This is a genomic window from uncultured Gemella sp. (genome assembly GCF_963529685.1).
Lineage (GTDB): Bacteria > Bacillota > Bacilli > Staphylococcales > Gemellaceae > Gemella.
In genome coordinates, this window is record NZ_CAUSAI010000004.1 from 22346 (window position 1) to 42221 (window position 19876).

The 19876-nt window shown below is 30.5% G+C and carries 24 protein-coding genes and 1 riboswitch; of the genes, 14 read left to right on the top strand and 10 right to left on the bottom strand.

The genetic code is table 11. The annotated features are described in order from the left end of the window. The first annotated feature begins 83 nt into the window (after nt 1-83). Nucleotides 84-845 (top strand): alpha/beta hydrolase, encoded by a 762-nt coding sequence (locus RWS90_RS01325; protein WP_314548144.1) that lies wholly within the window; start codon nt 84-86, stop codon nt 843-845. Between the two features lie 114 nt (nt 846-959). On the opposite strand, the gene pssA is transcribed toward RWS90_RS01325, so the two are convergent. Continuing rightward, complete coding sequence (pssA, locus tag RWS90_RS01330; RefSeq protein ID WP_314548145.1) at nt 960-1478, bottom strand: CDP-diacylglycerol--serine O-phosphatidyltransferase; 519 nt, start codon at nt 1476-1478, stop codon at nt 960-962. A gap of 292 nt (nt 1479-1770) precedes the next feature. Between pssA and RWS90_RS01335 the strand changes: the two genes are divergently transcribed. Together RWS90_RS01335 and RWS90_RS01340 are read left to right on the top strand one after the other, a co-directional pair. After that, entirely contained in the window at nt 1771-2679 is a 909-nt protein-coding gene (locus tag RWS90_RS01335) for a YitT family protein (protein WP_314548146.1), read from the top strand. 39 nt (nt 2680-2718) lie between these two features. Then, entirely contained in the window at nt 2719-3939 is a 1221-nt protein-coding gene (locus RWS90_RS01340; RefSeq protein ID WP_314548194.1) for a chloride channel protein, read from the top strand. A gap of 46 nt (nt 3940-3985) precedes the next feature. Here RWS90_RS01340 and RWS90_RS01345 read toward each other — a convergent pair whose 3' ends face one another. Genes RWS90_RS01345 through RWS90_RS01360 form a run of 4 tightly spaced genes read right to left on the bottom strand, consistent with a single transcriptional unit; the run spans nt 3986 to nt 6722 of the window. After that, entirely contained in the window at nt 3986-4705 is a 720-nt protein-coding gene (locus RWS90_RS01345) for an ABC transporter ATP-binding protein (protein WP_314548147.1), read from the bottom strand. Further along, a complete protein-coding gene (locus RWS90_RS01350; protein ID WP_314084718.1) occupies nt 4705-5700 on the bottom strand; it encodes an ABC transporter substrate-binding protein in 996 nt (331 codons plus the stop codon). Before RWS90_RS01350 ends, RWS90_RS01345 begins: the two co-directional genes overlap by 1 nt. Continuing rightward, nucleotides 5681-6466, bottom strand: coding sequence for an ABC transporter permease (locus RWS90_RS01355; RefSeq protein ID WP_314548148.1), 786 nt, complete (start codon nt 6464-6466; stop codon nt 5681-5683). The genes RWS90_RS01350 and RWS90_RS01355 overlap by 20 nt, the downstream gene beginning before the upstream one ends. After that, complete coding sequence (locus RWS90_RS01360; RefSeq protein WP_314084712.1) at nt 6441-6722, bottom strand: thiamine-binding protein; 282 nt, start codon at nt 6720-6722, stop codon at nt 6441-6443. Before RWS90_RS01360 ends, RWS90_RS01355 begins: the two co-directional genes overlap by 26 nt. A 38-nt stretch (nt 6723-6760) precedes the next feature. Then, nucleotides 6761-6865, bottom strand: a riboswitch (TPP riboswitch). Nucleotides 6866-7075: 210 nt separating this feature from the next. Here RWS90_RS01360 and lepB point away from each other — a divergent pair. The 11 genes from lepB (at nt 7076) to RWS90_RS01415 (ending at nt 14877) form a co-directional block, all read left to right on the top strand. After that, the gene (gene lepB, locus RWS90_RS01365) at nt 7076-7627 is read left to right on the top strand and encodes a signal peptidase I (RefSeq protein ID WP_314548150.1); all 552 of its coding nucleotides are present in this window, start codon (nt 7076-7078) and stop codon (nt 7625-7627) included. A 163-nt stretch (nt 7628-7790) separates the two neighbouring features. Further along, nucleotides 7791-9392: a CTP synthase gene (locus RWS90_RS01370; RefSeq protein ID WP_314548151.1), complete on the top strand. Its 1602-nt coding sequence runs from the start codon at nt 7791-7793 to the stop codon at nt 9390-9392. Nucleotides 9393-9416: 24 nt separating this feature from the next. Then, nucleotides 9417-10070 carry a DNA alkylation repair protein gene (locus tag RWS90_RS01375; RefSeq protein ID WP_314548152.1) on the top strand — a complete coding sequence of 218 codons (654 nt, stop codon included), beginning with the start codon at nt 9417-9419 and terminating at the stop codon, nt 10068-10070. A gap of 125 nt (nt 10071-10195) precedes the next feature. Beyond that, nucleotides 10196-10609 carry a MarR family winged helix-turn-helix transcriptional regulator gene (locus RWS90_RS01380; RefSeq protein ID WP_314548153.1) on the top strand — a complete coding sequence of 138 codons (414 nt, stop codon included), beginning with the start codon at nt 10196-10198 and terminating at the stop codon, nt 10607-10609. Nucleotides 10610-10623: 14 nt separating this feature from the next. Further along, nucleotides 10624-10983, top strand: a complete 360-nt coding sequence (locus RWS90_RS01385; RefSeq protein ID WP_314548154.1) for a DUF1304 domain-containing protein — start codon at nt 10624-10626, stop codon at nt 10981-10983. A 12-nt stretch (nt 10984-10995) separates the two neighbouring features. Further along, nucleotides 10996-11640: an NAD(P)H-binding protein gene (locus RWS90_RS01390; protein WP_314548155.1), complete on the top strand. Its 645-nt coding sequence runs from the start codon at nt 10996-10998 to the stop codon at nt 11638-11640. A gap of 114 nt (nt 11641-11754) precedes the next feature. Then, complete coding sequence (locus tag RWS90_RS01395) at nt 11755-12510, top strand: class I SAM-dependent methyltransferase (RefSeq protein WP_314548156.1); 756 nt, start codon at nt 11755-11757, stop codon at nt 12508-12510. Nucleotides 12511-12576: 66 nt separating this feature from the next. Continuing rightward, entirely contained in the window at nt 12577-12861 is a 285-nt protein-coding gene (locus RWS90_RS01400) for a cupin domain-containing protein (protein WP_314548157.1), read from the top strand. 64 nt (nt 12862-12925) lie between these two features. Next, nucleotides 12926-13294, top strand: coding sequence for a single-stranded DNA-binding protein (locus tag RWS90_RS01405; RefSeq protein WP_314086316.1), 369 nt, complete (start codon nt 12926-12928; stop codon nt 13292-13294). Nucleotides 13295-13430: 136 nt separating this feature from the next. Next, nucleotides 13431-13697, top strand: a complete 267-nt coding sequence (locus RWS90_RS01410; RefSeq protein WP_314548158.1) for a DUF2087 domain-containing protein — start codon at nt 13431-13433, stop codon at nt 13695-13697. Next, complete coding sequence (locus tag RWS90_RS01415) at nt 13690-14877, top strand: MFS transporter (RefSeq protein ID WP_314548159.1); 1188 nt, start codon at nt 13690-13692, stop codon at nt 14875-14877. The genes RWS90_RS01410 and RWS90_RS01415 overlap by 8 nt, the downstream gene beginning before the upstream one ends. Nucleotides 14878-15018: 141 nt before the next feature. Here RWS90_RS01415 and RWS90_RS01420 read toward each other — a convergent pair whose 3' ends face one another. The 5 genes from RWS90_RS01420 to dnaK form a co-directional block, all read right to left on the bottom strand. Then, nucleotides 15019-15297, bottom strand: a complete 279-nt coding sequence (locus RWS90_RS01420; protein ID WP_314548196.1) for an IS3 family transposase — start codon at nt 15295-15297, stop codon at nt 15019-15021. After that, nucleotides 15278-15892 (bottom strand): IS3 family transposase, encoded by a 615-nt coding sequence (locus tag RWS90_RS01425; RefSeq protein WP_314548161.1) that lies wholly within the window; start codon nt 15890-15892, stop codon nt 15278-15280. The genes RWS90_RS01420 and RWS90_RS01425 overlap by 20 nt, the downstream gene beginning before the upstream one ends. Next, nucleotides 15823-16407 carry a helix-turn-helix domain containing protein gene (locus RWS90_RS01430; RefSeq protein ID WP_314548162.1) on the bottom strand — a complete coding sequence of 195 codons (585 nt, stop codon included), beginning with the start codon at nt 16405-16407 and terminating at the stop codon, nt 15823-15825. The genes RWS90_RS01425 and RWS90_RS01430 overlap by 70 nt, the downstream gene beginning before the upstream one ends. Before the next feature lie 204 nt (nt 16408-16611). Next, a complete protein-coding gene (gene dnaJ, locus RWS90_RS01435; RefSeq protein ID WP_314548163.1) occupies nt 16612-17763 on the bottom strand; it encodes a molecular chaperone DnaJ in 1152 nt (383 codons plus the stop codon). Nucleotides 17764-17835: 72 nt separating this feature from the next. Beyond that, on the bottom strand, nt 17836-19659 hold the full coding sequence (gene dnaK, locus RWS90_RS01440; protein WP_314548164.1) for a molecular chaperone DnaK: 1824 nt from the start codon (nt 19657-19659) through the stop codon (nt 17836-17838). Nucleotides 19660-19876 lie beyond the last annotated feature (217 nt).

Here is a 19876-nt window from a genome sequence, read left to right on the forward strand (position 1 = left end):
AACAAATTTTAGAAAAAAAAAAGTAATATACTAGGAGTTAATGATATAATTAAGTAAAGAAACTATTTTTAGGGGGAATAATTGTGCAAGAATATACAATAAGAAATACTAACTATAAAATAAGGTATAATGATTTCTGTGGTGAAGGATTACCAATAATATTTATTCATGGCTTGGGGTGCGCTAGTTCATTTGATTATGTAGAAATAGCTAGTAAGAAAGAATTTTTAGGACATAGAAGAATTTTAGTGGATTTACTAGGTGCAGGATATAGTGATAAACCACTTGATTTTATTTATGAAGTGAAAAATCACGCTAAATATTTATCGGAATTTTTAGAAGATTTAGGGCTTGAACAAGTTATAGTTTTCGGACATAGTTTAGGAGGTGCGATAGCTATAGAATTGTGTTCGTTATGTGAGGAAAAAATTGAAAGATTGATATTAACTGAACCTAACCTTGATCCTGCGACAAAAGGGCGTACTAGCTGGGCTGTAGCTCAATACACTGAAGAAAACTATAAAAAAAGTATAATAAGATTAATACAATACTGTGAAAGTGGGAAAAATACTATGTGGGCAGCAACATTGAAAAATTGGTTACCAGAGGCAGCTTATCAGATTTCTCGCGATGCGGTAGTAGTAAGAGAAAATTCTTGGCGTAGTTTATTGTATAGTTATAATGTACCTAGATACTTTATTTTCGGAGAAAAGACACTACCTAGCATGGATTTTGAAGAATTACCAAAACATAACATAACTGTAAAAGTAGTAAAAAATGCTGGACACTCGATGGCTTGGGAGAATCCAGAGGAACTAGTAGAGGTAATTAGTAGTTGTTTATAATAGTTTTAGCTAGTAGTGGATTTGAAGTAAGAGTAGTATAAATAAGATAAAAAGGCTGTATATTAGTAAATATATATCGGATTTCTGATATATATTACAATATACAACCTTTTTTTATATTTTTTTGATTTTTAAGTTGCTTACCATTAAATAAGAACTCAGTACTAATAAAATTAGCATTGCGATACTTGGTAGTTTAAATAGAGATAAAAAAGCAAGAACTGTTCCACAAGTAGTTATTGGAACACCTTGATAGTATCCATTTTTCATTTTTGTAACGTTAAATCTTGCTAAACGATAAGCTCCACAACATACATAGACTCCGCAAAGTATGGCTACTACTATCATTAAGAAAGTAGAAGGTTTATCATTAGTAATAAATATTTCAAAAATAAGTGCCGCTGGTGCAACTCCGAAACTAACTACGTCACATAATGAGTCTAAATCATGACCAATTTCAGAAACTACACCAAGTTTTCTTGCTACGATACCATCGTATCTGTCTGCAAGCATAGCTAATATAATAAAGACAGTACCCCAAACGAAATATCCGTGAGCTGTAGTTAGAATCGACATAAACCCACAAAAAATATTACAAAGGGTAAGATAATTTGGTATGAAGTTTTTATTCATTTTAAATTAACCTCCAATAGTGATATTATAATTATAGTACAAATTTCGAATAAAGTCTAAGAAAATATAAAATTTTTAAAAAATGATGATAAAAATATTATTTTTTAAAGAGGATTTCACTTTAAAGAAAAAGCGGAATTTAACTTAAAACTAACTTTCTAATATGAATATAAGTTTTAACTAGCTTAAGATAAGGATTTAACTTGGAGATGAAATTTATGAATTAATGGTGTTGTTTATAAAGTTATAAACTGTTATAATTAAGGTATAGTTAATATTCGGGAGGTGTATCATGGAAAAAAATTTTAAAAATTTAAATTTCAAAAAAATTTTAAAAGAGTTGCTTATTATATCTTTAGGGTGTGCTATTTATTCTTTTTCTATCATGCATTTTAACGTACCTAATAAACTTGCAGAAGGTGGAGGAACTGGTATTGCACTGTTACTTTTATATGCGGTAGGATTACCGGTTTCTATCGGGACAATATTAGTTAATATTCCTCTTTTAATAATTGGATATAAAATGTTGGATAAGAAAACTATGATGTATACAGTATATGGTATTTTCATGTTAACATTTTGGATTGGTATATTTGAGAAATATCATATAGCTATAGATATAGGTGGAGACAGACTCTTAGCTTCAGTTTTTGGGGGGATAATAGCTGGAATAGGTCTAGGGATAGTATTTCTTGCTGGTGGTACTACGGGTGGTGTAGATATCGTTGCTAAAATTGTACAATTATATACTGGAAGTTCTATTGGTAGAATTATACAAATTCTAGATGGGGTAATTATTGCCTTAACATTTGTAGTAGTAAAAAGTTATCCTGCGATATTATATACTTTAATTTATATATTTATCTGTACAAAAATGATAGATTATGTTGTTGAAGGTGGAGTACCAGGTAAAGGAGTAATGATCGTTTCATCAGAAATTGAGACTATTACTAAGAGAATCCAAGAAGATATGAATCGTGGTCTTACTTATATTAAGGGACAGGGTAGTTATTCAAAAAAAGACTTAAATATAGGGTATTGTGTTGTATCAAGAAATGAGATTGGTAAAGTGAAATCAATAGTCTATAAAATTGACCCACGTGCTTTTGTGACAATTACCGAAGTTCATGATATTATTGGTGAAGGATTTAGTTTTGACCAGCCAAAGAAAACGAGATTATCGTTTAAAAATAAATTATAAATAAGTTTGTATGGGAGCGATTTTATAAAATTGATTTTTGTGAATCATAAAACTAAGTCGCTCCGTTATTATTTAATACAAGGAGAAAAAATCAAAAATAATATGTTGAAAAATTATTACATAAGGCTAATAAGTTTAATTTTATTAATAGCAACTTGCTGTTCAGTATTTGGACAAGTGTTATTAAAACTTATAGAGTTAACTAGTGATTATTATAAATTCTTGATAATATTAACACCGCTAATATTAGTTTTTACAAGATATAGTAACAACTATTTGAAAACAAATAATATTGGAATGAAATATTTTATAGAAGCGGCAACTACTAAGAAAGAAAAAGTAACATGGACTTTTCCATTCATATTAACGTTGAATACTTTATTGGCACATGGATCTGGAGTAAGTGTCGGTCGCGAAGGTGTTGCTGTTCAATTAGGTGGAGCTATTGGTGGGAACCTGGCAGCAGATGATTTTAGCAAAGAAAAGAAACAGTTTTTTGTTAAATTAGGAATGATCTGTGGCTTTGCTGGTTTATTTCAAACACCTTTGGCAGCAGTAGTATTTATTTTAGAAGTAGTTAGCGAAAAATTTAAATTTTCTCTTAGAAAATTCTCTGAATATGTAACATATGTAGTTGGAGCTTACATCAGTACATTTGTTTCTCATAAATTGGGATTGGAGAAGTTTTTTGTTGATGTAGATATAAGCAAAGTGAATATAGATATAGTATTCATATTAAAGCTGATTTTAATAGGCGTTATTTTTGTATTTGTAGGGATTTTATTCGTGGTGCTTCAAAGGAAAATTAAAGAACTAGTTGGTTTTAATAGTAAAATTAGTTGGTTTCTTTTAGGTATTTTTATTATTGTTAGCATTATTTTCGAGTATAGATATGCTTCATTAGGAACGAATTTAATTGGTCTTTCTTTTATGAATGTTGAACAGATTAAAATTTATGATTTTATATTGAAAATAATCTTAACAGCACTTTGTACAGGAATTGGTTTTAGTGGAGGAGAGGTTACTCCGTTGTTTGCCATTGGAGCGACTTGTGGAGTAATATTAGGTACTTGGCTAGGACTTCCTATATTAGTAACCGCAGCTCTAGGATATTGTTTAGTATTCTCTGCAGCAACTAAGACGTATATTGCACCGATATTTTTAGCTTTAGAAGTATTTGGTTATAAGTTGATGTTTTTTGCAGTTATCCCTGCAATATTAATCTATTTGATTAATAAAAGATATAGTATTTATAAATAATTAAGAGAATACACCCTAGTGTGAGTTTTCACGCTAGGGTGTATTACTATAATCCAAGCATATTTAGTATCTCTTTTTTATATTTTAATTTTTGTTCATCTTGATTTTGTTCATCAAGATTTATTTTTATTTCAGACACAATTTCACCAGGTTTATTTTTAATGATATAAATTCTATCGCTTAGGTCAATGGCCTCGTCTATATCGTGGGTGATTAGTAGAGTAGTTATATCAAGTTTATTCTTGATTTCAAGGTACCAAGAGTGAAGTGATATTTTAGTAATTGCATCAAGTGCACTGAATGGTTCGTCTAGTAAAAATAGTTCTTCTTTGAACATATAGGTACGTAAAAGTGCAACCCTTTGACGCATTCCTCCACTTAATTCACTAGGATATTTATCTTTATATTCGTAAAGGTTAAATAATTTAAGATTCTTTATCGCTTCTTCTTCAGCTTCTTTTTTATTGATTTTTCTTATTAAAAGTGGAAGTATAATGTTTTGAATAATAGTCTTATGTTCTAATAATAAATCTTTTTGAAGCATGTAACTTACACGACCTTTATAGTCTGTGTTACCTTTTATAGAGATTTCTCCAGTTTGAAGAGGATTTATACCTGCAATAATGTTGAAAAGTGTAGTTTTACCAACACCACTTCCACCAAGAATAGAAACTACTTCACCTTTGTCGACATGAATATTTATATCATGTAGTATTTTATTGTTTGGATAATTGAAAGATAAGTTTTTTATTGATAATATGTTCATTATTTTATAAAGTCATTGCTGAATCCTGTGTTTTCTGCAAGAGGTTTTTCAGTGATTTTGTTTTCGTTAACCCAACGGTAGAATGCGTTCCATCTGTTAGCGTCAAATTCACCCCAGTGATCTTTGTTTGTTGCGTATTGTTTAGATAGATATTTTTGAGATTCAACGATGAAATCTTTTTTATCTTTTAATTCTGGAGCATTTTTAATTAAAATCTCTGCAGCTTCTTCAGGATGTTCCATAGCATAGACATATCCTTTCTTAATAGCTTTAAGAACTTTTTTAGCTTCTTCTTTATTTTGTTTTAAGTAATCATTGTTAGCGATAATTACTGGAGAGTAGTAGTCTAAGTCTTTATTGAAGTCTTTTAAGTAGAAGTAGTTAATATCTAATTTCATGTGTTCAGCTAATTTACCATCCCATGCATAGTAAATCCAAGCTGCATCAAAAAGTCCGTTTTCTAATGGTGTTACAGAGTTAGTATCTGTGTTTGGAGCTAAGTTTAATTTATTAGCATCTCCACCTTGTTTTTGAATTAGTGATTTAACCATTGCTAATTCTACTGGATCATTCCAAGTTCCGTATTTTTTACCTTCTAAATCTTTAGGTTCTTTAATGTTGTTTTTCTTAAGTGAGATGATACCAGATGTGTTGTGTTCAATAATCGCCGCAACAGCAGTGATTCCTGCTCCTTTTGAAAGTTTGTTAGCCATAGTATCTTGATAGTAGATACCAAAAGGTGCTTTATTATTAATAATTAAGTCAGAAGTACTATCTTCAGGTGCTGGTTTAATATCAAGGTCAATACCTTCTTCAGCGAAGTAACCTTTTTCTTTTGCTACATATAGACCAGTGTGGTTTGTATTGATCGCCCAGTCAAGAACGAAATCTACTTTTTTAAGTTCTTTTTTCTCTGCATTTTTATTTACAGTTCCACATGCAGTTAGTGAAATAGCTAAAATAAATGCGAATATGCTAGTTAATATTTTTTTCATGATTTTCTCCTATATATTTCCATTTAATAAATTTTTTCTCACTTAGTTTAACAAGTTCTATACTTAGTAAACTAATAACTGATACTAGTATTATAATTGCGAACATAGTATCATATTCAAATAATTTTTTCGCTTTAATCATATAAACTCCTAATCCTTCAAAACCTCCAAGCCATTCAGCTACGACAGCGGCAATAAAGGCATAAGAAACACTAACTCTAAGCCCAGCGTAGAAATAGCTTAAACTCGTAGGAATTTTAACATGCCAAAGTATTTGTAATTTACTGGCATTCATTAGCTGCAATAATGTAATCATGTCTTTATCGCAGTTTCTAAATCCATCGAGTATGCTTACTACTATTGGGAAAGTTGTCGTTAAGACGATTAGTACAATCTTTGGAGTAAGTCCATATCCCAACCATAGTACAAGTATAGGGGCTATTGCAATTGTTGGAATAGTTTGAGTTAGGACAAGAAGTGGATAGATAGATTTATTAAATATCGGTATGCTATCCATAATTAAAGCAAGAAGCCAAGCTATTACAATTCCCAAAAATAGACCGATAATAGCTTCAAGTAGGGTGATTTTGCTGTGAAAAATTAATAGATCGTAGTTTTTTATAAATGCTCTTATTATTTCAATAGGTGTAGGAATAATGTATTTAGGTAATAAAGCTAAAAATCCAGCTCCTTGCCAAATAATAATTAAGCACAACATAGAAATAAGAGCAGCATATTTATTAATTAAATTTTTTAATCTTCTCATCTGTTGTTAAAATATCTCCGTAGTTAATTTTCACATTAGCAAATATATTATTACTGTCCTCACCCGCTAGGACAAAACATTCTTTTAGACTATCCATTAAGTCGTTAAATTCACCTTCAATGACTGTTTCAAATGGAGTAACCTTTACATTAGAATGTTTACTTTGCAGAAAATAGATAACTTTATCTATAATTTCTAATCTTCCATCATGATTATCAAGTGGAAGAATTTGTAATGCAATACTGCAATTTATCAAAATAAAAAACCTCCTTACAACTTTAAGGGGTCTAGGTTTGGTCTTTAAGTTAAGTGTACCTACGCTGGCATTACCCAGATCAGGTTCGGTCGAAATATTAATATTTCCTCTCAGACTGTTCACAGACTCCCGTATAAATAATTATAGCATATCGATTAAAAAAAACAATAAAAGTGCTTACAGAACTAGAAAAAGAAAATTGATTGTATTATTTTGATTAATATTCAGAGTTAAATGAATATAATTTGAGTTAATATTGTTAATACTTTTATGGAAAAAGAAATATTTTTGATTTTTCTATTAATATATGATAGAATTATTAATCATAAATAAAATAAAAGAGGGATATACCAGTGAAAATTTTTAGAGAAATAATGGAGTGGGTAGTAGTTGTTGTTGTATCTATAGCTATCTATCTTCTTATAAGCACATATGTTATTGCACCTTTCACAGTAAAAGGTCATTCAATGGATTATACATTTGCTGATAACGATAAAGTTTTCGTCAACAAATTCAGCAAAAACTATGAACGTGGAGACGAGGTAGTTTTCCATGCAAATGAGACTGATGATTATATTAAGCGTATAATCGGAATTCCAGGAGATACAATAGAGTACAGAAATGATGTATTATATGTTAACGGTGAAAAAGTAGAAGAACCTTATTTAGCTCAAAAAATAAAAGAAGCTAAAGCATCTGGAACTGCACCATTTACACCAGATTTTAATATTGAATTTTTAAGTAGTACAAAATCTAAAACTGTGCCAGAAGGTACGTATTTTGTACTAGGAGATAACAGACAACACAGTACAGATAGTCGTGTGTTTGGATTTGTTAAAAAAGAAGCTATGATTGGAAAAGTAAGCTTGAGATATTATCCGTTCACATCTATTAAGATGTTCTAAATTTTAAATTAAATAAAATTTACTATCTTGAATTATTTTAGTTGCTAAAAATTTAGCGTTATGCTAGAATAATATACGGGCACTCTTAAAAGAGTGATTTAAGAAACCACCCCCTGCGATATTTTCGTAGGGGGTTTATTATTTTTAATAGAAGGAGAACACAATGACAAAGTATATTTTTGTAACAGGTGGAGTAGTATCATCATTAGGAAAAGGGATTGTAGCGGCATCAGTAGGTCGTGTACTAAAAAATAGAGGATTAAAAGTAACATTGCAAAAATTTGATCCGTATTTAAACGTTGACCCAGGAACAATGAGTCCGTATCAACACGGGGAAGTTTTCGTTACAGAAGATGGTGCGGAAACAGACTTAGACTTAGGACACTATGAAAGATTTATCGATGTTAATTTAGGACAATATTCTAACGTAACAGCAGGACGTGTTTATTCTTCGATTATTGAAAAAGAACGTCGTGGAGATTATTTAGGGGGAACAGTTCAAGTAATTCCTCACGTAACAAATGAAATTAAATCGCGTGTATTATTAGCAGGTGAATCTAGTGATGCTGATGTAGTTATTACAGAAATAGGTGGAACAACAGGAGATATCGAATCATTACCATTTTTAGAAGCAATTCGTCAAATTCGTAGTGATTTAGGTCGTGAAAATGTTTGCTTTATTCACTGTACGTTATTACCATATATTAAAGCTGCTGGGGAAATGAAAACTAAACCTACACAACAATCTGTTAAAGAATTACGTGGTTTAGGTATTCAACCAGATATTATCGTTGTTAGAAACGAGCTTGCTCTAAATGATGAATTACGAGCTAAAATTTCATTATTCTGTGATATTCCGAAACAAAATGTTATTGAAAGCCGTGATGTAAGTAATTTATACCAATTACCAGTAAATCTTAAAGCTCAAAAAATTGACGATATCGTATTAAAACACTTTGGTTTAACAGCACCAGAAGCGGATATGACTGAATGGTTAGCTTTAGTTGATAGAGTAGATAATTTAAAAGAAGATGTAAGAATCGCATTAGTAGGTAAATATGTAGAGCTTCACGATGCTTACATTTCAGTAGTAGAATCTCTAAAACATGCAGGGTATAAACATAACGCTAAAGTGAAAATTGATTGGATTCAATCTGAAGATATTACAGAAGAAAATGTTCATGAGTATCTTAAAGAAGCGGATGGAATCCTTGTACCAGGTGGATTTGGTGATCGTGGAGTTGAAGGTAAAATTACTACTATTAAATATGCACGTGAAAACAAAGTTCCGTTCTTCGGTATTTGTTTAGGTATGCAACTTGCTGCTGTTGAGTTTGCACGTAATGTTTGTGGTTTAACTGGAGCACATTCATCAGAATTAGATCCAAATACGCCATACCCAATTATTAACTTACTACCTGACCAAGAAAATGTAGTAGAAATGGGAGGAACGCTACGTCTAGGAAGCTACCCATGTACACTAACTGAAGGATCAGTTGCTCATAAAGAATATGGTGAACTAAATATTACAGAACGTCACCGTCACAGATATGAATTTAATAACTTCTATCGTGATCGTATAACTAACAAAGGAATGGTATTATCAGGTGTTAGTCCAGATGGTAAGTTAGTTGAAATCGTGGAAATACCTGAACACCCATGGTTTGTTGCTGGTCAATTCCACCCAGAATTTAAATCTCGTCCAGAAAAAGCACATCCATTATTCGCAGGATTCATTAAAGCAAGTTTAGAAAATAAGAGATAGAAACTAAAAAACAATATGAATCTAATGTGTTTAATTCTAGACCTTGAAAAAAATCGTAATGAACTTTTAGCAGTATCAATGGAGAGATATATGCAAGATAAGTTTAGCTTTTTAGGTGTACGCGGTGCAACTAGAACAGAAATCTATAAAAAACATTTTCCAGAGGCTAGAAAATCTAAAGTAATAGACTGGGAATTTATTGAAACTTGTTGGAATAAAGAGGAAAGAGAATTTCAATACGCAGTTGTTTATTATTTAAAAACAATGCAGAAATTCTTAAAAAGAGAAGATATTTCAAGATTAAAATATCTAATAGTGACAAAGTCATGGTGGGATACTGTTGATTTACTTGCTAAGGTTGTAGGTAGTTTGGTTATTCGTATCGAAGGTTATGATCAAATAATGCTAGAGTGGAGTAAGGATAGTAATATTTGGCTAAGAAGAGTTGCTATGTTACACCAACTTTCATTTAAAGAAAAAGTAGATGAAGGATTATTAGAAAAAATTCTTTTAGCAAATCTCGGTGGTAATGAGTTTTTTATCAATAAAGCAGTAGGTTGGGCACTTCGAGATTATTCAAAATTTAATCCAGAGTGGGTAACGAAATTTATAGAAAAGAATAGAGAGAATATGGCTAATCTTAGCTTAAGAGAGGCTAGTAAATATTTGAATAAATAAGCATAGAAGAGTGGTTTTTAATCACTCTTCTATACTATTAACACATCATTATTGACTAGTCAACAATGATGTGTTAATATAGGTTATAAATAATTGATTTGTCAATTATAAAAAAGGAGATTTATATGGATGTAAAAGAATATGTGAATTTACTACATGATTTGAAAGTATTAGAGAGAAAGATAGCTTACATTTTTGAGGAAAGATTAGGAATAAGCCTAACAAGATTTCAAATTATTAAATACTTATATGAAGTCGATGTAGCTACACCAAAACAGCTATCTAAGATTTTAGAGATAGATGCAGCGGCAATAACAAGGCATATAAATAAATTAGAAAAAGAGGGATATGTGGAAAAAAGTCGCAATGAAGCAAATAATAGAGAAGTATGTGTAAGAATTACAGAAACATCAAAAAATAAAATAGACCAATGTACTGAAGAAACTGATATTAGTCAGATAATCGGGAAGGAATTTACTGATGAAGATCTTAAGCAGTTGATAGTACTACTTAATAAGTTTAACAATAATTTAATTTAAAAAGAGGTATTAGGATGAGCATAATTACAATAATTTTAACAACGTTAGTAGCAATATTGTTTTTCTATATCATGTATTTAGAGACATTTGCTACAGATTCAGATAGTACAAGTAGAGTATTTAATATTGCAAAGGAAGAATTACAAAGACCTAGTTTGAATACATTATTTAAAAATCAGGGTGTATATAATGGGTTAATAGGAGTTGGACTTCTTTATGGAATATTTTTATCGAAAAATTCTAAAGAGATTGTAGGACTGTTATTGGTTTACATTATTCTTGTTGCAATATACGGTGGATTAACTAGTGGTAAAAAAATAGTATTAAAGCAAGGTGGGTTACCAATGCTAGCTTTAATTTCATTATTTTTCTAGAGGTGTAATGAAATGGGAAATACAGCAATAATAATAGGTGCTACTGGAGCAGTAGGGAAAGAGATATTAAAAGAAATTTTAGAAAATGATTTTTATAATAAAATCTATATTCTAGGCAGGGAATCAATAAGAAAATTACCTGAAGGAGAAATACTAACTAAAATAGTAGTTGATTTTGAAAATTTGAATTTTGATACAAGAATTTTAGAAGATGCGGATGTTTTTTCAAGTCTAGGGACGACGATAAAAATTGCAGGTTCAAAGGAAAATCAAAGAAAGATTGATGTTGATTATACTGTAAACTTCGCTAAACTTTGTGAAGGAAAAGTAAGAAGTTTTAATGTAGTTTCTGCTATTGGTGCTAATAGTAACTCAAAAAATTTTTATAATTCATTAAAGGGTGAGTTAGAAGATAAATTAAAAGAACTGAATCTTGGTGTTTTAAGAATTTTTCAACCTTCACTCCTTATAAGCAGGCGCGATGATAATAGGTTTTTAGAAGAAATATTTATGAAGGTAGCGCCGATTTTTCAATTTGTATTAAAAGGGAAGACTAAAAAATATAGTCCAATAGAGGCTAGTTTATTAGGAAAAGTAATAGTTCGCTTTGCAACTGAAAATAAAGGTGAAGGAACATATACATATAATGATTTTTAAAATGGATTAAATTAAAAAATCTAAAAATAATCGATAGTTATTATCAATTATTTCTAGATTTTATTTTTAATTTATTGTACAATATAAATATAACATATATTAAGGAGTGATATTATGAAGAAGGAAATGGGGCACAAATTTTTAAAAAATTTGGGTAAAACAAGACTAAGACCCGGAGGAATTAAAGGTACCAATTTTTTATTTGCCCATATAGAGTTTAAGAAAGGTGAGAGAATATTAGAGGTTGCTTGTAATAAGGGAGTGAATCTGATTTCTTTAGCTAAAAAATATCCAAAAACTACTTTTATAGGAATAGATGTGGATAAAGTAGCAATATTAGAAGCACAACTTGAGGCGGCGAAAAATAATCTTAGAAATATTGAATTTATTAGAGCCGATGCCTTTCATTTAGAATTTTCGGATAATAGTTTTGATTATATTATTAATGAAGCAATGTTAACTATGTTTAGTAATAAGAGTAAGGCAAAAGCATTAAGTGAGTATTATAGGGTATTGAAACCAGGTGGATTACTATTGACTCATGATATCTTATTGTTGAATAATTATGAGGAAACTACAAATCAATTATCTGATGCGATTAATGTAAATGTATCACCATTATCTAAAGAGGACTGGTTATCACTATTTGAAGAAGCAGAATTTAAGACGGTTAATTATATGCATGATAAACTGACACTACTTACAGTATCGGGACTATTGGCAGATGAAGGGGTAATAAACTCACTAAGAATAATTAAAAATGGTTTTAAAAAAGATAATAGAAAGCAATTTATTAAAATGGGAAGAACTTTTAAAAAATTAGAAAAAGATATGAATTTTATTTGTTTTGTTAATAAAAAAGTTTTATAATAAGAGTAAGAAAACGTTTATATAGGAAATATTTATAAAGATAAAATTATAATAAGGAGAATTAGTATGAGTGTAGGAGTAATTTTTGAAGAAGCGGGATTGTTAAAGAAACACGACAGATTTAAATTAGTTAAAAAAATTGGAAAAAAAGGTGATACAATTCCAAAACATAACCATCCAGAAGCCTTAGTAATATTTACTTGCGTTAAAGGAGAAGTTAAGGTGTACTTAAATGATGAAGAAGTCCATATTGTAGAGCCAGGTAAGGTGCTTCATTTTGATGGGGACAATTACATTAATGCTGAATTTTTACAAGATGGAGAAGTATTTGTAACTTTAATTCATAAATAATAAAAAAAAGTCTTCCAAGTGTTTTTATAGCAATCTAAATTATTATTTTAAGGGAGGATATATAATGCTGAATCAAGTAATATTAATAGGAAGACTAGTAAAAAAACCAGAATTAAAAGAAAGTGATAAGAAAGTAAATTATATTAAAGCAACATTAGCGGTGCAGTCTGATTTTAAAAATAAAGACGGTAATTATGATACAGAATTTTTTGAATTTACAACTTTTGGGAAAACTGCAGAAAATACTGTAAAATACTGTGATAAAGGAAGCTTACTAAATATAGTTGGAAGTTTGAATAATAATGTCTACACAGATAAAAATGGGGTAACACATTATCAAATGGCTATTATCGCGAATAAAGTTTCATTTTTAAGTAAAGGAACGAAAAAAGAAGAAAAAGAAGCAGAGGATGTATTTGTCTTAGGACAATAGAAAATTAATAATAATTTAGATTGCAAGAATCTCTAACATAGGTTAAACTAAGTTAGAGATTCTATTTTAAATATTTGTATTTTTTTTTTATAATATTTAAAATAAACAAAATTATGAATACAGAGGTTAGTAGTCTATGGAAGAAGTAAAAATTAAATATTTTAAAAATAATAAGTTGATGACTATTCCGAAAAAGGAAAAAAATAAGATACCTGTACTTCAAATAGTTTTAGAAATGTTAAAGGAAAGATCATTCGAGTTTACCGAGAAAGAGTTAAATGAAGCAATTAAGGAGATTTATCCAGATTATTCACTTATTAGAAGATATCTTGTTGATTATAAGTTCTTAGAAAGAGATAATTATGGAAAAATATATAAGATCGTAGAGGAAAAAGATGAATAATACAAAATTTTATTATTTATACAATATATTATTTACAATAGCACTATCATTCTTTAATCCGATTTTGTATATATTTCTGTTGTCAAAGGATTTTTCATTTTCTGAGGTAGGTATATATTTATCTATTTTTTGGTTGGCATCTTTTATGACAGAACTACCTTGTGGAGCTATTACTGATAATATTGGAGCGAAAAATAGTATTTTACTGAGTATGATTTTTAGGGTTGTTGGATTAATATTGTTGCTTAGCAATAGTTTAATATTGTTATACATATCTGCAATATTATCTGCCATTGCAGAATCATTTCAATCTGGAACTTTAACAAGTTGGTTGGTCAATGTAAACAATAAAAACAATGAAGAAATAGATATAGATAAAGTTTTTTCTAGAGGTTCACTATATTCACTATTTTTCTCAGCTGTAATAGGGTTTATAAGTGCCAAATATGTCTATATTTATTACAAAAGTTTGTCGATAATATTAAGTATGCTAGTTTTTATTATTTCGTTTTTATTTACATATTTATTTATGCAAAAATTAGAAGAGACACAAAAAATATCTATTGAGAAGTTAAAAGGTTCAATAGTTACGGTGAAAAATTCGTTAAAAGAAACACTTTATGTAAAAAGTAGTGTATTTCTTATGATACTGTTTGTTATTCCTTCTATTTTGGACCTTGGACCATCAAACCAATGGCAAGCTGTATTTGAAAAATTAGATGCTGATATTATCGGTTATATTTGGGTTGGGATATCTGTTAGTGGGATGTTAGGAAGTGTTATTTATGAAAGATTATCAAGTAAATTATCGAAGTTACACATACTTTATTTTTTAGTAGTTATAAATATTAGTATGTTATTAGTATTTATTTTTATCCAAAATGTTTATATCAAATTTGTATTATTTATGCTATATATTATATTCTTTACGATAATGAGTATCCAAGTTAATATTTTTATGCATAAATATTTAGTGAAAAGTGACGAGAATAGAACGACTACAGTTTCTATATTTTATACATTTGAATCTGTAGTAGTAGCTTTACTATTGTCAGTGAATGGAGTATTAACTGATAAAGTAGGAATAGAAAATACATGGATAATCTTTACAGTAATAGTTGGTATTATAGTTATATCATTTATTATGGTTAAATTGAAAAGAAAATTAACCTATAAATAAGTTTAAACATACTTTTCACTGGTGCTTCAAGAGGAAAATAATTATTAATTTTTATTAATGTATAAAAAAGCAGCTTGAGAATAAGGGAGTGACTCAAAAATCGTGATTTTGATGTGTACCCAAAATTCTGGACACATATATTTAGTTTAGACATGTGGATGTTATCCTGTATTGTACAGGTGACATCCATTTTGTTTTTGATTGAATTCTCTTGTTGTTGTAATAATCTATATATTCAGCTACAGCTTTACTAAACTCTTCAAATGACATATAATTCTTTTCATAACCATAAAATATCTCCGTCTTCATTCTTCCAAAAAATGATTCCATGATACTATTATCATAACAATTTCCCTTTCTAGACATCGATTGAATGATTCCATGTTTTTTTAACTCACTTCTATAGTGTGAATTCCGAATGCATAATTAATCCTTCTGTTTTTGGAAATTTATTAAATGCTTTTTCTAACATCCTTTTTATCTGATTTAAATTTGGATGTAACGATAAATCATATGATATTATTTCATTTGTATGCATATCTAGAATCGCTGAAAAATAGCACTTTCCCCATGAAAAATTAAATTGTGATACATCTGTAGTCCATTTCTGTAAAGGAGCAGTTGTACTAAAATCTCGATTTATTATATTATCAGCGACTTTCCCTATTGTCCCTTTATATGAATGGTATCTTTCTTTAGGACTTTTCCCTTTCAATCCTTCTTTATGCATAAGACTTTGTACACGTTTATGATTTACTTTAAAACCTCTATTAATTAGTTCGTTGTGAACTCTACGGACACCATATAGACCTTTGTTTTCGTTAAAAATAATTTTAATTTCTTTTAACACTGGTTCATTACGAATAGCCACAACATCTACTTCTCCCTTATCTATCAAATAATAATATGTTGATTTTGCCATTCCTATTTCTTGTAAAAGACATTTTAATTGATATCCTTTTTCTCTAAGTTCTTTGATGATTGCTGCTTTTTCGCCTTGAGTTGCGCAGCCCATTTTTCTCGCCTCAAGGCTATTAATTTTTTTATTATTTCTTTTTCTGCCTTAATATTTTCGATTTCTGTTTTTATAAATTTATTTTCTGCACGTAATCTAATTAATTCTTCTCTTTCTGACTCTTTTAATGGTTTAGGACTACTGTTTTCTTTCATGATAGGTACCTTTCTTGGTCTGCCTTTCTTCTCATCTACAAGTCCATTATAACCTTTTTCCTTATATTTTTGAACCCAATTATATAATATCCTATAATTAATTCCATTCTCTAGTGCAACGGAATTATATGAATAACCAGCTAAAATTTTGGAAACTAATACTAGTTTTTCTTCTGGATTCCACTTCTTATTTTTCGTTTTATGTTGTAAGACGCCTACGCCTAATGAATCAACCATTCTTTTCCATTTCCTAATAGTATCTCTAAATTTTCTAGTGGTTATTCCATTAGGTGTATCTGGATATTCTCCTCTTTCATACATCTCAACACATTTTACTTTAAATTCATAACTATAACGCATAAAAAATACCCCTTTCACTGGTTTGTCCAGTAAAAGGGGTACATATCAAAACCGATTTTGTCAAGTCACCCCCACAAAGTTTATTAGATATCTAAAAAACTTTTATAAAGTTCTTTAGATATTAATACACCTCTGCATTTATGAGTTTTTATATGGATTTTTTAAAAAATTTAGAACTTTTATGTCAGTCCCCTTTTCTCATTATTAATCAAATAGATCTTTTGCTTTTCTACTTACTTTATCTAAAAAACTCTCATCTTCCTCAATTTTTTCATTATTTAATTTAGCAAGTTCAAGATATAATTCACGTTCTTTAGTTGATAAGTTTTTAGGAATTTCTATAGATACCACGATATAGTGATCTCCTTGACCATATCCCATTACACTCTTAACACCTTTACCTGCAAGGCGGAATTTACGTCCATGTTGTGTTCCTGCAGGAACATTTAATTCAATCTCTCCTGTCAATGTACGCACATCAAGTTTTGTACCTAGTGTTGCCTGGGCTGGAGAAAGTTTTAATTCAGTATAAATATCATCATCTTCTCTGTGGAAGTATGAATCTTCAGCAACGATTACTTCTATGAATAAGTCACCTGCTGGACCTCCATTTTCACCTGCTCCACCTTTACCACGAAGGCGAACACGTTGACCTGAACTAATTCCTTCTGGAATCTCTACTTCATATTCTACTTCACGGTTATTATATCCTTTACCGAAACAGTGAGCACATTTATCTTTAATAATTTTTCCGCGTCCTTGACATTCTGAACATGTACGCTGACTTTGCATACGTCCGAATGGAGTATCTTGAATTACCGCTTCTTGTCCACTACCATTACATCTATGACAAGTATTCACAGATGAAGAATCTTTCGCTCCACTTCCATGACAGTGATCACATTCTACATCTTTTCGGATTTTAATAGTTTTTTTCGTACCGAATACGGCATCTTCAAAACTTATACGTATGCGGTGTAATAAGTCTTCTCCTTGACGTGGTGCATTTGGATTACGACGTGATCCACCACCTCCGAAGAAACTTGAAAAAATATCTCCAAGGTCATCAAAACCACCTGAGAATCCAGAGAATCCTCCACCGAAGCCACCAAATCCACCTTGACCTGCTCCACCTTCAAACGCAGCATGACCAAATTGATCATATTGAGCTTTTTTAGTATCGTCACTTAGAACTTCGTAAGCTTCTGTAATTTCTTTAAATTTATCTTCAGCTCCTGGCTCTTTGTTGATATCTGGGTGATATTGTTTTGATAATTTACGATATGCTTTTTTTATTTCAGCTGCACTGGCACTTTTACTAACGCCAAGTACCTCATAATAATCTCTTTTAGCCATCTTAATCTCTCCTATAATTATTTAACGAAGGGCTAGCGCTTAACGCTACCAGCCCTTCAACTTTTTATTTAATTATTTTTTTTCAGTGAAGTCTGCATCAATTGTATCATCATCTTGTTTTGATGAAGTTGCTCCTGCATCTGCACCTTGAGCTCCAGCCGCTGCATTAGCTTGTTCATAAAGTTTCATAGTCATTTCTTGAACAGCTTTGTTCAATTCGTCTTTAGCTGCTTTAATTTCTTCTAAGTTATTATTTTTAATAGCTTCTTTTAATGTATCATTTTTAGCTTTAATGTTATCTAATAAGCTTTGATCAACTTTATCTTTAGCTTCTTCTAATGCTTTATCAGCTTGGAATGAAAGTTGGTCAGCTTCGTTACGTACATCTGCTTCTTCTTTACGTTTAGCGTCTGCATCTGCATTAGCTTCTGCTTCTTTAACCATTCTATCGATATCAGCATCAGTTAATGAGCTACTTGATTCAATAGTAATTTTTTGTTGTTTTTGAGTTCCAAGATCTTTAGCAGTAACATTTACAATACCGTTTTTATCAATATCGAATGTAACTTCAATTTGAGGTACTCCACGTGGTGCTGGTGGTATATCTGAAAGTTGGAATCTTCCAAGAGTTTTGTTGTCAGATGCCATTGGACGTTCACCTTGTAATACGTGAATATCTACTGCTGGTTGGTTATCTGCAGCTGTAGAGAACACTTGTGATTTAGATGTTGGAATTGTAGTATTTCTTGGGATTAATACAGTCATAACTGATCCCATTGTTTCAATACCTAGCGATAATGGAGTTACATCTAGTAACACGATGTCTTTAACATCTCCTGTGATTACTCCACCTTGAATAGCAGCACCCATAGCTACTACTTCATCAGGGTTTACTCCTTTATGAGGCTCTTTACCCATTTCTTTTTTAACAGCTTCTTGAACTGCTGGAATACGAGTTGATCCACCAACTAGGATTACTTGATCGATTTCACTTGGTGTTAACCCTGCATCTTTAAGAGCTTGGCGAGTTGGTACTAATGTTCTTTCAACTAAGTTGTGAGTAAGCTCATCAAATTTAGCACGAGTTAATGTGTTTTCTAAGTGAACTGGTCCATTAGCTCCAGCTGAGATGAATGGTAATGAAATTTGAGTTGAAGTTACACCAGATAAATCTTTTTTAGCTTTTTCTGCTGCATCTTTTAGACGTTGCATTGCCATTTTATCTTGTGATAAATCGATAGCTTGTTCTTTTTTGAATTCATCTACAAGGTAGTCAATAATAGCTTGGTCAAAGTCATCTCCACCAAGTAAGTTATCTCCAGATGTAGCTAATACTTCGAATACTCCATCTCCTAGTTCTAAGATAGATACGTCGAATGTACCACCACCAAGGTCAAATACTAATACTTTTTGATCTACATCTGTTTTTTCTAATCCATATGCTAATGCTGCTGCTGTAGGTTCGTTAATAATACGTTCTACTTCTAATCCTGCGATTTTACCTGCGTCTTTTGTTGCTTGACGTTGAGCATCATTGAAGTATGCTGGTACTGTAATAACTGCTTTAGTTACTTTTTCACCAAGGTAAGCTTCAGCAGTTGCTTTTAAGTTTTGTAAAATCATTGCTGAAATTTCTTGTGGTGAGTATTTTTTACCATTTACTTCTTCTTTGTAATCTGTACCCATGTGACGTTTGATAGAAATTACTGTGTTAGGGTTAGTAATTGCTTGACGTTTTGCTACTTCCCCTACTTGAATCTCTTCACCTTTGAACGCTACTACAGAAGGAGTAGTTCTGTTACCTTCTGGGTTAGGGATTACTTTAGCTTCTCCACCTTCTAATACTGATACACATGAGTTTGTTGTTCCTAAGTCTATACCTATAATTTTTGACATTTTTTCGTCCTCCTAAAATTTATAATAACTATATTTCAAATTTATTTGTTAAAATGATTTTTCACTCTAACAAAGTCTTATATTACTTATTTCTTCTACGCAGTGGCTACATACCAATCATTTCGTCACTTTGTTCCTCATTCTTGGTGTAGCTGTGCGATTCTTACTCCTAACTTTTTTCTTCACCTTCTAGGTTCGAAAAAACTAAGGCTCAGTC

Bases quoted from the DNA above. Each gene is read 5' to 3' on its own strand.
- pssA (WP_314548145.1), bottom strand. From the start codon at position 1,478: ATGAATAAAAACTTCATACCAAATTATCTTACCCTTTGTAATATTTTT.
- RWS90_RS01335 (WP_314548146.1), top strand. From the start codon at position 1,771: ATGGAAAAAAATTTTAAAAATTTAAATTTCAAAAAAATTTTAAAAGAG.
- RWS90_RS01345 (WP_314548147.1), bottom strand. From the start codon at position 4,705: ATGAACATATTATCAATAAAAAACTTATCTTTCAATTATCCAAACAAT.
- RWS90_RS01350 (WP_314084718.1), bottom strand. From the start codon at position 5,700: ATGAAAAAAATATTAACTAGCATATTCGCATTTATTTTAGCTATTTCA.
- RWS90_RS01355 (WP_314548148.1), bottom strand. From the start codon at position 6,466: ATGAGAAGATTAAAAAATTTAATTAATAAATATGCTGCTCTTATTTCT.
- RWS90_RS01370 (WP_314548151.1), top strand. From the start codon at position 7,791: ATGACAAAGTATATTTTTGTAACAGGTGGAGTAGTATCATCATTAGGA.
- RWS90_RS01375 (WP_314548152.1), top strand. From the start codon at position 9,417: ATGTGTTTAATTCTAGACCTTGAAAAAAATCGTAATGAACTTTTAGCA.
- RWS90_RS01380 (WP_314548153.1), top strand. From the start codon at position 10,196: ATGGATGTAAAAGAATATGTGAATTTACTACATGATTTGAAAGTATTA.
- RWS90_RS01385 (WP_314548154.1), top strand. From the start codon at position 10,624: ATGAGCATAATTACAATAATTTTAACAACGTTAGTAGCAATATTGTTT.
- RWS90_RS01390 (WP_314548155.1), top strand. From the start codon at position 10,996: ATGGGAAATACAGCAATAATAATAGGTGCTACTGGAGCAGTAGGGAAA.
- RWS90_RS01395 (WP_314548156.1), top strand. From the start codon at position 11,755: ATGAAGAAGGAAATGGGGCACAAATTTTTAAAAAATTTGGGTAAAACA.
- RWS90_RS01400 (WP_314548157.1), top strand. From the start codon at position 12,577: ATGAGTGTAGGAGTAATTTTTGAAGAAGCGGGATTGTTAAAGAAACAC.
- RWS90_RS01405 (WP_314086316.1), top strand. From the start codon at position 12,926: ATGCTGAATCAAGTAATATTAATAGGAAGACTAGTAAAAAAACCAGAA.
- RWS90_RS01410 (WP_314548158.1), top strand. From the start codon at position 13,431: ATGGAAGAAGTAAAAATTAAATATTTTAAAAATAATAAGTTGATGACT.
- RWS90_RS01415 (WP_314548159.1), top strand. From the start codon at position 13,690: ATGAATAATACAAAATTTTATTATTTATACAATATATTATTTACAATA.
- RWS90_RS01425 (WP_314548161.1), bottom strand. From the start codon at position 15,892: ATGGGCTGCGCAACTCAAGGCGAAAAAGCAGCAATCATCAAAGAACTT.
- RWS90_RS01430 (WP_314548162.1), bottom strand. From the start codon at position 16,407: ATGCGTTATAGTTATGAATTTAAAGTAAAATGTGTTGAGATGTATGAA.
- dnaJ (WP_314548163.1), bottom strand. From the start codon at position 17,763: ATGGCTAAAAGAGATTATTATGAGGTACTTGGCGTTAGTAAAAGTGCC.
- dnaK (WP_314548164.1), bottom strand. From the start codon at position 19,659: ATGTCAAAAATTATAGGTATAGACTTAGGAACAACAAACTCATGTGTA.